General features: G+C 68.0%; 10 protein-coding genes. 9 read left to right on the top strand and 1 reads right to left on the bottom strand.

The annotated features are described in order from the left end of the window. The first annotated feature begins 123 nt into the window (after positions 1 to 123). The 7 genes from ACFXP9_RS06815 to ACFXP9_RS06785 all read left to right on the top strand — a co-directional run bounded on the left by ACFXP9_RS06815 (position 124) and on the right by ACFXP9_RS06785 (position 8,757). Entirely contained in the window at positions 124 to 1,437 is a 1,314-nt protein-coding gene (locus tag ACFXP9_RS06815; RefSeq protein WP_397210100.1) for a capsule biosynthesis protein, read from the top strand. Between the two features lie 169 nt (positions 1,438 to 1,606). Next, positions 1,607 to 2,698 (top strand): polysaccharide biosynthesis/export family protein, encoded by a 1,092-nt coding sequence (locus ACFXP9_RS06810; RefSeq protein WP_397207448.1) that lies wholly within the window; start codon positions 1,607 to 1,609, stop codon positions 2,696 to 2,698. Continuing rightward, on the top strand, positions 2,698 to 4,734 hold the full coding sequence (locus ACFXP9_RS06805) for a capsular polysaccharide biosynthesis protein (protein ID WP_397207196.1): 2,037 nt from the start codon (positions 2,698 to 2,700) through the stop codon (positions 4,732 to 4,734). Before ACFXP9_RS06810 ends, ACFXP9_RS06805 begins: the two co-directional genes overlap by 1 nt. Before the next feature lie 85 nt (positions 4,735 to 4,819). Beyond that, positions 4,820 to 6,043 (top strand): glutathionylspermidine synthase family protein, encoded by a 1,224-nt coding sequence (locus ACFXP9_RS06800; protein WP_397207197.1) that lies wholly within the window; start codon positions 4,820 to 4,822, stop codon positions 6,041 to 6,043. Between the two features lie 22 nt (positions 6,044 to 6,065). Beyond that, positions 6,066 to 6,716 (top strand): DUF1190 domain-containing protein, encoded by a 651-nt coding sequence (locus ACFXP9_RS06795; RefSeq protein ID WP_397207199.1) that lies wholly within the window; start codon positions 6,066 to 6,068, stop codon positions 6,714 to 6,716. A 185-nt stretch (positions 6,717 to 6,901) separates the two neighbouring features. Beyond that, on the top strand, positions 6,902 to 7,546 hold the full coding sequence (gene eda, locus ACFXP9_RS06790) for a bifunctional 4-hydroxy-2-oxoglutarate aldolase/2-dehydro-3-deoxy-phosphogluconate aldolase (protein WP_397207201.1): 645 nt from the start codon (positions 6,902 to 6,904) through the stop codon (positions 7,544 to 7,546). After that, entirely contained in the window at positions 7,546 to 8,757 is a 1,212-nt protein-coding gene (locus tag ACFXP9_RS06785; RefSeq protein WP_397210098.1) for an MFS transporter, read from the top strand. The genes eda and ACFXP9_RS06785 overlap by 1 nt, the downstream gene beginning before the upstream one ends. Positions 8,758 to 8,802: 45 nt before the next feature. Here ACFXP9_RS06785 and xseA read toward each other — a convergent pair whose 3' ends face one another. Beyond that, positions 8,803 to 10,455: an exodeoxyribonuclease VII large subunit gene (gene xseA / locus ACFXP9_RS06780; protein ID WP_397207205.1), complete on the bottom strand. Its 1,653-nt coding sequence runs from the start codon at positions 10,453 to 10,455 to the stop codon at positions 8,803 to 8,805. A 63-nt stretch (positions 10,456 to 10,518) separates the two neighbouring features. On the opposite strand from xseA, the gene purD reads away from it, so the two are divergent. Together purD and parE are read left to right on the top strand one after the other, a co-directional pair. Further along, the gene (purD, locus tag ACFXP9_RS06775; protein ID WP_397207207.1) at positions 10,519 to 11,781 is read left to right on the top strand and encodes a phosphoribosylamine--glycine ligase; all 1,263 of its coding nucleotides are present in this window, start codon (positions 10,519 to 10,521) and stop codon (positions 11,779 to 11,781) included. 65 nt (positions 11,782 to 11,846) lie between these two features. Beyond that, positions 11,847 to 13,805: a DNA topoisomerase IV subunit B gene (gene parE / locus ACFXP9_RS06770; protein WP_397207209.1), complete on the top strand. Its 1,959-nt coding sequence runs from the start codon at positions 11,847 to 11,849 to the stop codon at positions 13,803 to 13,805. Positions 13,806 to 13,839: the final 34 nt, after the last annotated feature.

The raw sequence follows: 13,839 nt of genomic DNA, 5'->3' as shown, positions 1-13,839 counted from the left end.
CGCCCGCCCCGACGCCACGGCAGGCGGGATTGGTTAACGCAGCTTTCAGCATCGGGACGGACAGCAGGTGACAAATCCGTGATGATATGCAAATAGCTTGAATAGAATGATTGATGCCTGCGGATGACCAAGATCCACCCCCTGTTCAAAGGCGATGCCGCCGGTCGCGTGTTCCTGCTGTTGCAGGGACCGCATGGGCCGTTTTTCGACCGTCTGGCCGGGCATCTGCGCAGTGCGGGCGCGCGGGTCTGGCGGGTGGGTTTTAATGCCGGGGACCGGTTTTTCTGGTCCGACAGCGCCAGCTTTATTGCCCATGACGGCCCGCCGCAGGACTGGCCCACGCATCTGGACCGGCTGATCCGCGACAAGGGTGTTACCGATATTGCGCTTTACGGCGACACCCGTGCCCATCATCAGGCCGCCCGCGCCGCCGCGCGCCGGCACGGGCTTGTGCTGCATGTCTTTGAAGAGGGCTATCTGCGGCCCTTCTGGATCAGTTATGAACGTGACGGCGCCAATGGCCATTCGGCGCTGATGCAGATCGGGCTGGACCGGATGTGCCGCGATCTGCGCCATGCCCGCGTCGATCTGCCGCGCCCGCCCTCGCATTGGGGCGATCTGCGCCAGCACCGGTTTTACGGGGCGCTGTATCATTTCGTGCTGATGGCCGGGCGCCGCGATTTCCCGCATTTCCGCAGTCACCGCAATATCGGGGTGATGCAGGAATTCCGGCTGAACCTTCGGCGGCTGCTGGTCGGGCCGCTGCTGTCGCTGCACAGCCGTGCCGAAGGCGCACGCATCCGCCGCCGGGGCTGGCCCTTCGTGCTGGTGCTGATGCAGCTGGATCACGATTCCAGCCTGCGCAGCCATTCCGATTACACCAGCCAGCGCGGTTTTATCCGCGACTGCCTGACCGCCTTTGCCAGCCACGCACCGCGCCATCACCATATCGTCTTCAAGGCCCACCCGCTTGAGGACGGGCGCGCCGGCGATGCCCGCAGCATTGCCCGGATCGCCGCCGAACTGGGGGTGTCGGGCCGGGTGCATTACCTGCATGCGGTCAAGCTGGCGCGGGTGCTGTCGCTGGCGCGGTCGGTGGTGACGGTCAATTCCACCGCCGCGCAACAGGCGCTGTGGCGCGGGCTGCCGGTCAAGGCGCTGGGGCGGGCGGTGTATGACAAGCCGGAACTGGTCTCGGATCAGGGGCTGGCCGATTTCATGCGCAACCCCCGCCGCCCCGACCCCGAGGCATACCGTATTTATCGCGATTACCTGCTGGAAACCTCGCAGATCCCCGGCGGGTTTTACGCCGCCCGCGCCCGCGCCCATGCGCTGCGGCTGGTGGTCAACATGATGCTGGCCCCCGAGGGGCCTTACGCGGCGCTGTCCTGCGGGCAGGCGCATTACCGCCCACAAATCACCCATCGCGACGATTAGACATGACGCTTTGATAGAAAAAAGATCGCCTTGCGGGTAAGTTGCCCGCGACAACACAAAGCCGCCGAATCGGCACGGGACAGGAGTAGACATGCTGGCCACCCAAAACACCCCCCTCGCAGCGGCGGCGCGCGGCCGCGGCATAAGCGTCATCGCCGGAAAGGTCGCCATGCTGGGTCTGGTGGCGCTGGTCGCGGGCTGCGGATTGCCGCGCTCGGGTCCGACCAAGAAGGAAATCCTTTCCGGCTCGGTCGAAAAGGGTGGAAACACCCATATCGTTTATGTCAGCGACGCGGTGGCGCGGGCGACGCGGTTCCAGCCCAGTTACGGCTTTTCCAACGCGTTCCAGGCCGCCGGTCAGGTCGGCGCCGATGACATCCGCGCCGGTGACACGCTGGGGCTGATGATCTGGGAAAACGTCGATGACGGGCTGCTGACCGGGCTTGGCGCCAGCTCTACCCAGTTGCAGCAGCTTCAGGTCGACAGCAAGGGCTATATCTTTGTGCCCTATGCCGGGCGGGTCAAGGCCGCCGGGAACACCCCCGAACAGCTGCGCCAGATCATCACCCAGCGCCTTGGCACCCAGACCCCCGACCCGCAGGTGATGGTCACCCGCATGGCCGGTGACGGGGCCACCGTGTCGCTGGTCGGCAAGGTCGGCGGTCAGGGCGTCTATCCGATCGAACGCCCGACCCGCACCCTGTCGGCGATGCTGGCCAAGGCCGGCGGCGTCACCATCGAACCCGAGGTCGCGGTGATCACCGTCAAGCGCGGCGGCAACAGCGGCAAGGTCTGGCTGCGCGACCTTTATGCCAATGCCCGCAACGACATTGCCCTGCGCCCCGGCGACGTGGTTCTGGTCGAGGAAGATTCCCGCAACTTTACCGCCCTTGGTGCGCTTGGCGGCCAGACCAAGGTGCCGCTTGGCAATGAAGAGGTCGACGCGCTGGAGGCCATCGCCATGGTCGGCGGCCTGTCCAGCAGCACTGCCGACCCCACCGGCGTCTTCGTCCTGCGCGAGGAACCGGAATCGGTCGCGCGGCGCATTCTGCCGGGCCAGCCGGTCATTGGCGATCAGCGGGTCGCCTATGTGCTGGACCTGACCCGGCCCAACGGCATGTTCCTGGCGCGCGATTTCGTCATCCGCGACGGCGATACCGTCTATGTGACCGAGGCCCCCTATGTTCAGTGGAGCAAAACCATCGCCTCGATCATCCAGCCCGCGACACAGGCCAACACCCTGTCCAAACTGGGGAACTGATGGCCGCAGGCTTGCCCGAACCGTCAGCCGCCGGGGCACCCCCCCGGCGGCTGTTTGTTTACACGGCCGGGTTCTGGCGCCAGCCGCGCCTGCGCCGCATCCTGTCGCTGGCGGGCTGGGATCTGGCGCTTGGCCTGCCGGGGCCGGGCGATGCCGTGGGGGTCTGGGGGCAATCCGCCTATGCCCGCCGCGGTCAGGCGGTGGCCGCGCGGCGCGGCGCGCCATTGCTGCGGATCGAGGACGCGTTTTTGCGATCCGTCCTGCCGGGGCGGGCGCGTCACCCGATGGCCCGGCGCGGGCCGGTGGGGCTGATCATCGACCCGCTGGGGCTGCATTTCGACCCTGACCGCCCCAGCCTGATCGAGGATCTGGCCGCCTCGCCCCGCGCCGCGGCGCTGCGGGACCGGGCCGCGCAGGCGCTGGACCGGCTGCGCCATGCCGATCTGTCGAAATATAACGCCCATCTGCCAGACGCGCGCCCGCCAAAGGCGGGCTATGTGCTGGTGGTCGACCAGACCCGTGGCGATGCAGCGCTGCGCGGTGCGGGGCGGGCGCGGTTTCTGGCGATGCTTCAGGCTGCGCGCGACGAAAACCCCGCCGCCCGCATCGTCATCCGCAGCCATCCCGAAACCACGGCCGGTCTGCGCCCCGGCCATTTCACCCCTGACGATCTGCACCCCGGCGAGGTTTTTTGCGACACGCCCGTTTCGCCCTGGGCGCTGGTCGAAAATGCCGACCGCGTCTATGCCGTCAGTTCGCAACTGGGCTACGAGGCGCTGCTGGCCGGGCACCGCCCGCGCCTGTTCGGCCAGCCCTGCTATGCCGGATGGGGCTTAAGCGACGATCAGGAACCGCACCCCCGCCGCCGCCCGCTGACCGCTGCACAGCTTTTCGCCGCGACGCATCTGCTGGCGCCCTGCTGGTATGACCCCTGCCGCGACGCGCTGACCGATTTCGACGGCGCCCTGAACCAGATCGAGGCCGAGGCCCGCGCCTGGCGTCAGGACCATGCCGGGCATCTGGCGCTGGGGATGCGGCTGTGGAAACGGCCCGCCGTGGCGCGGTTTTTTGGTCAGGGCGGGCGGGTGCGCTTTACCGACCGCCCACAGCCGGATGTGACGCTGGTCTGGGCCAGCCGCGCAAAAGACGCCCCCGCCACCGCCCTGCGGGTCGAGGACGGGCTGATCCGCAGCGCCGGTCTGGGGGCGGCCCTGACCCCGCCGCTGTCGCTGATGGCCGATGATCTGGGGATCTATTACGACCCGACCCGACCCAGCCGGCTGGAAACCCGGATCGCACAGCCGCTGCGCCCCGATCAGGCCGCCCGCGCCCGCGCCCTGCGCGCCCGGCTGGTGGCGCAGCGGGTCAGCAAATACAACCTGACCGCCACGGCCGCTGCCGCTGCGCCCGACCTGTCGGGGGCGGCGGGGCGGGCGGTCATTCTGGTGCCGGGTCAGGTGGCCGATGATGCCTCGGTCCTGTTGGGCGCGCGGTTGGGGGCGGGGTCGGTCTGCGACAATGCCGCGCTGCTGGCGCGGGTGCGGGCCGATAACCCCGGTGCTTTCATCATCTACAAGCCGCATCCCGATGTCGAGGCCGGGCTGCGCCCCGGTGCGCTGACCCCCGGTCAGGCGGCGCTGGCCGATCTGGTGGCGCGTGATGCCGACCCGCTGGCGCTGATTGCGCGGGCCGATGCGGTGTGGACGATGACCTCGACCCTGGGGTTCGAGGCGCTGTTGCGCGGGGTGCCGGTGGTGACGCTGGGGGCGCCGTTTTATGCCGGTTGGGGGCTGACCGATGATCGCGGCCCTATTCCGGCCCGGCGGCAGGCGCTGGGACCGGCCAGTCTGGACCAGCTGACCCATGCCGCGCTGATCGCGGTGCCGCGCTATCACGACCCGGTGGCGGGCCTGCCCTGCCCGCCCGAAACCGCGCTGTGGCGGCTGGGACAGGGCGATGCGCCGCGCCCGCCCGCGCTGCGGCTGCTGGCCAAGGCGCAGGGCTGGCTGGCGGGGGCGGCGTGGCTGTGGCGCTGAGGGGCGCTTGCAAATCGCGCCGCGCGGCGCCACATCACCCCCAGGGCGACCAAAGCGCGCAAGGCCCCGCGACGAAAGGACAGCAATGAAACGTCTTTCCCTGCCCGAACGTCCCGGCTGGCGCGCGCGTGCGCAGGAACTGGGCTTCACCTTTGCCGATATGTCGGGTCAGCCCTATTGGGATGAAACCAGCGCCTATGCCTTTACGCTGGACCAGATCGAGGCCGGTATCGAAGACCCCGCGACCGAACTGCACGCCATGACCCGCGCCGCCGTCGATCGCGCCGCCGGGTCCGAGGACTGGCTGAACCGCATGGGCATCCCGCCCGAGCATTGGGATTTCGTCGCCGCTTCGTGGCGCGACGCGGCGCCCGGATTGTATGGCCGGATGGATCTGTCCTATGACGGCAACGGCCCGGCCAAGCTGTTGGAATACAACGCAGATACCCCGACATCGCTGTATGAATCGGCCTCCTTTCAATGGCTGTGGTTCGAGGATCAGCAGGCCGCCGGTGTGCTGCCCGCGGGCGCCGACCAGTTCAACGGCATCCACGAAGCGCTGGTTGAACGCTGGCGTCAGATTGCCGCGCCGGGCGGCGACATCCATTTCGCCGCCGATCCCGACAACCCCGAAGATTACGCCACCGTCGAGGCCTTGGCATGGGCCGCGCGCGAGGCCGGTCTGGGCGCGCATTTCACCGCCTTGTCCGGCATCGGCCTGTCGCAGGACGGCCAGTTCACCGACGATCAGGACCGGGTGATCGGCACGCTGTTCAAGCTGTATCCGTGGGAGGACATGCTGCGCGACGATTTCGCCGCGCATCTGGCCGGGTCGGGCACGCAGTTCATCGAACCGGCCTGGAAGGCGCTGGTGTCGAACAAGGCGCTTTTGCCGCTGCTGTGGGAGATGTTTCCCGGCCATCCCAACCTGCTGCCCGCGTTTTTCGAACGCGATCTGGCCGATGCCCTGACCGGCGGCACCCCGGCCCCGCATATCGGCCCGGCTTTTGATGCCGCCCGCGACGCCCTGATGCGGGGCCATGTCAGCAAGCCCATCTTCTCGCGCGAGGGGGCGGGGGTGCGCATCATCGAGGCCGGTCACCAGACCGAGGCCACATCCGACCCCAGCTATGACCAGCACCCGCGCGTCATTCAGGCGCTGGCGCCGCTGCCCGATTTCGACGGCTGGCACCCGGTGCTTGGCGCATGGGTGGTGGGCGATGCCTGCGTGGGCCTTGGCCTGCGCGAGGACCGCGCCCGCATCACCCACAACCTGTCGCGGTTCAAGCCGCATTTCATCACCCCCTGACCCACCAGACACGAGGCCCGCCATGACCGCCGCCCGCCCTGCCCCATCTGCCACCGCAACGCCCGCCCGCCGCAAACGCTCGCGCCATGTCGCGCTGGTGCTGGCGGGAACGGCCACGCTGGCGCTGGCCGGCTGTAAAGAGGACCGGGTCGACGCGCAGGCATTTCCCGACCTGCAATCCTGCATCGCGGCGGCACAACAAAACGGGTTGTGGTTTTCCGAAGAGGATTGTCGCAACAATTTTGCCGAGGCCGGTAAAAACCATGCCGAAACCGCGCCCCGCTATGACGGGCTGGCGCTGTGCGAACAGGAACATGGCAAGGGCAATTGTCAGGCCGACCCGGCGGCACAGGCATCGGGGGGCGGCATGGGGTCGGTGTTCATGCCGCTGATGATGGGCTATCTGATGGGGTCGATGCTGTCGCGCGGCGGCGGGGTCTTCAGCCAGCCGCTGTCGCGCACCGCCGATGGCGGCTATGCCACGCCCAATGGCCAGCAGCGCTTTTCCAGCAATAATGCCGCAGGCAAGGTCGCCCCGACGACATTCAACCGCGCGCCGACGACGCTTGGCAAGGCGCCGATGACGCGGGCGCAGGTGGCATCGCGCGGCGGCTTTGGTGCCAGCCGCAGCGCCGCCACGGGCCGGACCGGCGGCATCCGCGCCGGGGGGTAAGGGCCGGGCGGCATCACGTTTCGGCCCTGTGCGCAGGTAACAGCGGGGCGTGACACCGCCCCCTGAGCCGGGCCGCGCGGCGGGGTCTGCCGCAACGCCGGGGCACGCGGATGCGCCCGCCCCCCTTGCGTCGCGCCCTGCGGGGCGGCACAGTCGCGGCAGATGACCAGACAGGAAGGTTCACCATGCTGCCAGCCAGCCAATCCGCCCGCACCCGCGAGATCTGCGCCCTTGCGCCGGTGATCCCGGTGATCGTCGTCCCCGAGGCCGGTGTGGCCGCCGATCTGGGGCAGGCGCTGGTCCGGGGCGGGCTGCGCGTGCTGGAGGTAACGCTGCGCACCGAGGCCGCCCTGCCCGCCATCCGCGAAATGTCACGGATCGAGGGTGCCGTGGTCGGTGCCGGAACCGTGCTGAAACGCGACGATGTGTATCGCGCGAAAGAAGCCGGGGCGCGCTTTGCCGTCTCTCCGGGGTTGACCGAGGAACTGGCCGCCGCCTGCAAGGACGCGGCATTGCCGCTGTTGCCCGGCGCCGTAACCATCACCGAGATGATGCACGCCGCGGCCATGGGTTATGACATGCTGAAATTCTTTCCTGCCGCGGCCTATGGGGGCGCATCCGCGATCGGGGCCATCGGCGGGCCGCTGCCGGATCTGCGATTTTGCCCGACTGGCGGCATCAGCGCCAGCACCGCCCCCGATTACCTGCGCCTGCCCAATGTGTTATGCGTGGGCGGCAGCTGGGTCTGCGCGCCGGGCCTGATCGCGGATCGTGACTGGGATCAGGTGACGGCGCTGGCCAAGGCGGCCTCGGCCCTGCGGGCGCGCTGATGCAGGTCGCGGCGACCGATATGCGCCGGGCATGGCGCAATGTGGCGGTGCTGGCCGGGGCGCAGGCGCTGCTTGGGGCGCAGATGTCGGTGATGTTCATCAGCGCCGGGCTGATTGGCATGTCGCTGGCGCCCAATCCCTGCATTGCCACCCTGCCCGCCTCGATGATCATTCTGGGTAATGTGGTCTCGGCGCGCTGGCTGGCGGGCTTTATGCAGCGCCATGGCCGCCGGGCCGGGTTCACGCTGGCCACGCTGGTGGGCGCGGTGGGTGCCGGGGCCTGCATGTGGGCGATGTGGATCGGGTCGTTCTGGCTGTTTTCCGGCGCGTCGATGCTGATGGGGCTGTATATGGCGGCGCAGGGCTTTTACCGCTTTGCCGTGACCGACACCGCCCCCGAGGGGTTTGCCCCCAAGGCGATCTCGTGGGTCATGGCGGCGGGGCTGGCGGCGGCGATCATCGGTCCCGCCATTGTGCGCTTTACCGGCGAGGCAACGGCCATTCCGTTTCTGGCCAGTTACGGCGTGATCGTGCTGCTGAACCTGTGCGGGCCGCTGCTGTTTTCCTTTCTTGATATTCCGCGCCCGCCCGCCCCAAGCGCGCACGAGGCCCCCCGCACCCCGCTGCGTGACATCCTGTCGCGCCCGCGCATCGTCGTCGCGATCATCTGCGGAATGGTGTCTTATGCGCTGATGAATCTGGTCATGACCTCGACCCCGCTGGCGGTGGTGGGCTGTGGCTTTGGCACCGAAAATGTCGCTGATATTGTCAGCGCCCATGTGCTGGCGATGTTCGTTCCCAGCTTTTTCACCGGCATGTTGATCGCCCGTTTCGGGGCAACGCGGATCGTGGCACTGGGGCTGGTCATTCTGGCGCTGGCGGGGGCGGTGGCGCTGTCCGGGGTGGAAATCAGCCATTTCTTTGGCGCGCTGATCCTTTTGGGGGTGGGCTGGAATTTCGGCTATATCGGTGCCACGGCGATGCTGACCTCGGCCCACAGCCCGGCCGAGCGCGCGCAGGTGCAGGGCCTGAACGACACGCTGTTGTTTGGCGGGGTGTTTCTGGCCTCGCTGGCCTCGGGCGGGTTGATGAACTGTTCGGGTGGCTCGGCACAGTTTGGCTGGAACGCGGTCAATCTGGCGATGGTGCCGTTCCTGATCCTGGCCGGCGGCGCGCTGATCTGGCTGGTGCTGCGGCCCGAACAGGATTGAGGCCGCGATCACCCCGCGCGCCGCACCGGGCGCGCGGGGGGCGACCTAGAACAACGATTTCTGCCGGGGTTTGGGCTGGGGTTTGCGCGGTTTGCGCGCCGGCGCTTTGGCCGGTTGCGGGGGCAGGTCGCCCGCCCCGGTCGCGTCTGGCCCCGCCTTGGCAGCCCCACCCGTTTCAGGGCTGTCCACCGGCGCGGCCAGCACCCGACCGTCACTGAACTGGACCTCGAAAAGGGGGGTGGCGCGGGCTTTTGCGGCCCCGGTGATGACGCCGCCATCAAGGTCGCGCACCACTGCAAAGCCGCGTTTCAGCGTTTCCTGATGCCCCAGCGTCTGGCGCAACCGGTCCAGCCGGTCCAGCCGTTCGCGGCGAATGGTCAGCGCGCGGGTCAGCGCCGGGACCAGCCGCGCGTCAAGCCCCGCCAGCCGGGCACGGTCATCGACGATCTGGCGGCGGCTTTGGCCGCGCGCCCGCGCCAGCGCCCCTTCCAGCCGTTTGGCCCGATCGGCCAGCCGTTCACCCCGCAACCCATTGGCGCGGCTGACCGCCGGGGCCAGACGGGCGGCCCATCCCTGAAAGCGGCTGCGGGAATCGCGGGTAAAGCGCCGCAGCGCCGAGGCCGGCATGGATTGCGCCGCCAGCCGGTCGCGGCGGGCGCGCATGAAGCCGCGCAGCGCCGGTTCCAGCCGGTCGCCAAACAGGTCCAGCCGCTGGCGCGCGCCATCGGTCAGCGCCTGCGGGCGGCCCATTGCGCGCCCCAGATCGCGCAGCCGCTGGCGCGGGCGGTCGATGCGCTGCTGACTGGCGCGGGCCATGCGCAAACCGGCCTCGGCCAGACGCTGCGCCAGTTCGGCGCGCACCGGCACCGCCATTTCGGCGGCGGCGGTCGGCGTGGGGGCGCGGCGGTCGGCGGCGTGGTCAATCAGCGTGGTGTCGGTTTCGTGGCCCACGGCGGAAATCAGCGGGATGGCGCTGTCCGCCGCCGCGCGCACCACCGATTCCTCGTTAAAGCCCCACAGATCCTCGATACTGCCACCGCCGCGCGCGACGATGATCAGGTCCGGGCGCGGCACCGGGCCGTTCTGCGGCAGGGCGTTGAACCCCCGGATCGCGGCGCTGACCTGCGGCGCGCAGGCATCGCCCTGAACCGCAACGGGCCAGATCACCACGCGGGTCGGAAAGCGGTCGCGCAGCCGGTGCAGGATATCGCGGATCACCGCGCCGGACGGCGACGTCACCACCCCGATCACCCGTGGCAGCACCGGCAGCGGGCGTTTGCGCGCCGCGTCGAACAGCCCCTCGGCGGCCAGCGCCTTGCGGCGCTTTTCCAGCATCGCCATCAGCGCGCCAAGCCCCGCCGGTTCGATCTGATCGACGATCAGCTGGTATTTCGACTGGCCGGGAAAGGTGGTCAGGCGGCCTGTGGCGATCACCTCCATCCCCTCTTCGGGGCGATGGGCCAGCCGCGCGGCCTGACCTTTCCAGCACACAGCCGCCAGCACCGCGCGGTCATCCTTGAGGTCGAAATACAGATGCCCCGATCCGGGCCGTGCCACGCGCCCGACCTCGCCACGGATGCGGACGCGCGCGAATTCCCCCTCGATCACGCGTTTGACCGCGCCCGAGATCTCGGACACGGTGAATTCATGCGCGTTGCTGCCCGGCGGCGCGGGGGCGTCATCCTCGAACAGGGTCATGGTGCTTGTTCCTCTTTGCGCGCGACACTAGAACGCGGGGCAGGCAGACGAAAGGGGCGATCCATGAATATCCTGATCCTTGGCGGCGGCGGGCGCGAACATGCGCTGGCATGGGCCATCCGGCAAAACCCGAAATGCGACCGGCTGATCGTCGCGCCGGGCAATGCCGGTATCGCGGAAATCGCGCGCTGCGCCGATCTGGATATTCTGGACGGGGCGGCGGTTGCGGGGTTTTGCGCCGAAAACGCCATTGATCTGGTGGTGATCGGCCCCGAGGCGCCGCTGGCCGCCGGCGTGGCCGATACGCTGCGCGCGGCCGGGATCAGCACCTTTGGCCCGTCGCAGGGCGCGGCACAGCTTGAGGCGTCAAAGGCCTTTACCAAGGAAATCTGCGATGCCTGCGGGGCACCCACCGCCGCCTGGGCACGGTTCACACAGGCACAGCCCGCCCGCGATTACGTCCGCGCGCAGGGGGCGCCCATTGTCATCAAGGCCGATGGTCTGGCCGCGGGCAAAGGCGTCACCGTCGCCATGACCGAGGCCGAGGCCATCGACGCCATCGACGCCGCCTTTGACGGCGCTTTCGGGGATGCGGGCGCCGAACTGGTGATCGAGGAATTCATGGCGGGCGAAGAGGCCAGCTTTTTCATCCTGTGCGACGGCGACACCTGCCTGCCCATCGGCACCGCGCAGGACCACAAGCGCGTGGGCGATGGCGATACCGGTCCTAATACCGGCGGCATGGGGGCCTACAGCCCGGCGCCGGTGCTGACGCAGGCATTGCAGGATCAGGTGATGGACCGGATCATCCGCCCCACCATGGCCGAAATGGCGGCGCGCGGGATGCCCTTTCAGGGCGTGCTGTATGCCGGGCTGATGATCCGGGACGGTCAGGCGCGACTGGTGGAATATAACGTCCGCTTTGGCGACCCCGAATGTCAGGTGCTGATGATGCGGCTTGGCGCGCAGGCGCTGGACCTGATTCAGGCCTGCGCCGAGGGGCGGCTGGACCAGACCGCCGTGACATGGGCCGACGATCACGCCCTGACCGTGGTTCTGGCCGCGCAGGGTTATCCGGGCGATTACGAAAAAGGCACCGCGATCAACGGTCTGGACAAGCTGCCCGAGGACAGCCACCACATGGTCTTTCACGCCGGCACCGCCCTGCGCGACGGCCAGATCGTGGCCACCGGCGGCCGGGTTCTGGCCGCCACCGCGCGCGGCGACACGCTGGCCATCGCGCAGGCGCGGGCCTATGCGCTGGCCGATGCGATCGACTGGCCGCAGGGCTTTTACCGCCGCGATATCGGCTGGCGGGCGCTGTAACCCACCGGTTGCGGGCCACCGCCCGGCCCGCTATCTGTGGCTGTCAGAACAAGAACGAGCACACCATGTCCGACGATCTGCTTTCCGCCGCTGAGACCAGCGACTATTCCGCCGCCTCGATCGAGGTGCTGGAGGGGCTGGAACCCGTGCGCAAGCGGCCCGGCATGTATATCGGCGGCACGGATGAACGCGCGCTGCATCACATGGTGGCCGAGATCCTGGACAACGCCATGGACGAGGCCGTCGCCGGTCACGCCACCCGGATCGAGGTGGAACTGCATGACGGCCAGTCGGTTACCATCCGCGATAACGGGCGCGGCATTCCCATCGACCCGCATCCGAAATTCCCCGGAAAATCGGCGCTGGAGGTGATTTTATGCACCCTGCACGCGGGGGGGAAATTCTCGGGCGATGCGTATCAGACCTCGGGCGGGTTGCATGGCGTGGGGGCCTCGGTCGTGAACGCGCTGTCGGATTCGATGGTGGTCGAGGTCGCCCGCAACCGCGAATTGTGGCGGCAAAGTTTCAGCCGGGGCGTGCCGCTGGGGCCGGTCGAACAGGTCGGTCAGGCCCCCAACCGGCGCGGCACCAGCGTGTTTTTCCATGCCGATGAACAGATCTTCGGCCATCACCGCTTCCGGCCCGCACGGCTGATCAAGATGGTCAAATCCAAGGCCTATCTGTTCAGCGGCGTGGAAATCCGCTGGAAAACCGCGCTGGATGACGGCGAAACCCCGCGCGAGGCGACATTCCATTTCCCCGGCGGTCTGGCCGATTACCTGACCGAAACGCTGGAAGGCGCCAGCACCTATGCCGACCGCCCCTTCGCCGGTCTGGTCGAGTTCGGGGAACGCTTTAACCGCCCCGGCAAGGTGGAATGGGCGATCAACTGGACGCCGTCGCGCGATGGCTTCATGCAAAGCTATTGCAACACCGTCCCCACCCCCGAAGGCGGCACGCACGAGGCCGGGTTCTGGTCCGCGATGCTGAAAGGCGTGCGCGCCTATGGCGAGCTGGTCAACAACAAGAAGGCCGCGCAGATTACCCGCGACGACCTGCTGACCGGCGGCTGCGCGCTGGTGTCCTGTTTCATCCGCGAGCCGGAATTTGTCGGCCAGACCAAGGACCGCCTTGCCACGGTCGAGGCCGCGCGGCTGGTCGAGGGCGCGGTGCGCGACCATTTCGACAACTGGCTGGCCGCCGACACCAAATCGGCGGGCGCCATTCTGGATTTTCTGGTCCTGCGGGCCGAGGAACGCCTGCGCCGCCGTCAGGAAAAGGAAACCGCGCGCAAGACCGCGACCAAAAAGCTGCGCCTGCCCGGCAAGCTGGTCGATTGCAGCGCCACCAATCGCGACGGGACCGAGCTGTTCATCGTCGAGGGTGATAGCGCCGGCGGGAGCGCCAAGCAGGCGCGCGACCGAAAGACACAGGCCCTGTTGCCGCTGAAAGGCAAGATTTTGAACGTGTTGGGGGCTGCATCCTCGAAAATGGGTCAGAACGCGGAGATCAACGATCTGTGCCAGGCGCTTGGCGTGGGGCTGGGGACCAGGTTCAATATCGACGATCTGCGTTACGACAAGATCATCATCATGACCGACGCAGATGTTGACGGCGCCCATATTGCCAGCCTGTTGATGACGTTCTTTTTCACCCAGATGCGCCCGCTGATCGACAAGGGGCATCTTTATCTGGCCTGCCCGCCGCTGTATCGCCTGACGCAGGGCGCGCGGCGCATCTATGTGGCCGATGATGCAGAAAAGGATGCTTTGCTGGCCAAAGGTCTGGGGGGCAAGGGCAAGATCGACGTGCAGCGCTTCAAGGGCCTTGGCGAGATGGACGCCAAGGATCTGAAAGACACCACGATGGACCCCGCCAGCCGCAAGCTGATCCGCATCGGCATCGACGACGAGGCCGGCGGCGAAACCGCCGATCTGGTGGAACGGCTGATGGGCAAGAAGCCGGAACTGCGGTTCCAGTATATCAGCGAAAACGCGCGCTTCGTCGAGGAGCTGGATGTTTGAGGTAACGTCACATCAGGTCAGATGGAAAAGGGCG

This window comes from Paracoccus jiaweipingae, from assembly GCF_044335505.1.
Lineage (GTDB): Bacteria > Pseudomonadota > Alphaproteobacteria > Rhodobacterales > Rhodobacteraceae > Paracoccus.
This window is presented reverse-complemented; position numbering and strand designations above follow the sequence as displayed.

Bases quoted from the DNA above. Each gene is read 5' to 3' on its own strand.
- ACFXP9_RS06810 (WP_397207448.1), top strand. From the start codon at position 1,607: ATGCTGGGTCTGGTGGCGCTGGTCGCGGGCTGCGGATTGCCGCGCTCG.
- ACFXP9_RS06785 (WP_397210098.1), top strand. From the start codon at position 7,546: ATGCAGGTCGCGGCGACCGATATGCGCCGGGCATGGCGCAATGTGGCG.
- eda (WP_397207201.1), top strand. From the start codon at position 6,902: ATGCTGCCAGCCAGCCAATCCGCCCGCACCCGCGAGATCTGCGCCCTT.
- xseA (WP_397207205.1), bottom strand. From the start codon at position 10,455: ATGACCCTGTTCGAGGATGACGCCCCCGCGCCGCCGGGCAGCAACGCG.
- ACFXP9_RS06795 (WP_397207199.1), top strand. From the start codon at position 6,066: ATGACCGCCGCCCGCCCTGCCCCATCTGCCACCGCAACGCCCGCCCGC.
- parE (WP_397207209.1), top strand. From the start codon at position 11,847: ATGTCCGACGATCTGCTTTCCGCCGCTGAGACCAGCGACTATTCCGCC.
- ACFXP9_RS06805 (WP_397207196.1), top strand. From the start codon at position 2,698: ATGGCCGCAGGCTTGCCCGAACCGTCAGCCGCCGGGGCACCCCCCCGG.
- purD (WP_397207207.1), top strand. From the start codon at position 10,519: ATGAATATCCTGATCCTTGGCGGCGGCGGGCGCGAACATGCGCTGGCA.
- ACFXP9_RS06815 (WP_397210100.1), top strand. From the start codon at position 124: ATGACCAAGATCCACCCCCTGTTCAAAGGCGATGCCGCCGGTCGCGTG.
- ACFXP9_RS06800 (WP_397207197.1), top strand. From the start codon at position 4,820: ATGAAACGTCTTTCCCTGCCCGAACGTCCCGGCTGGCGCGCGCGTGCG.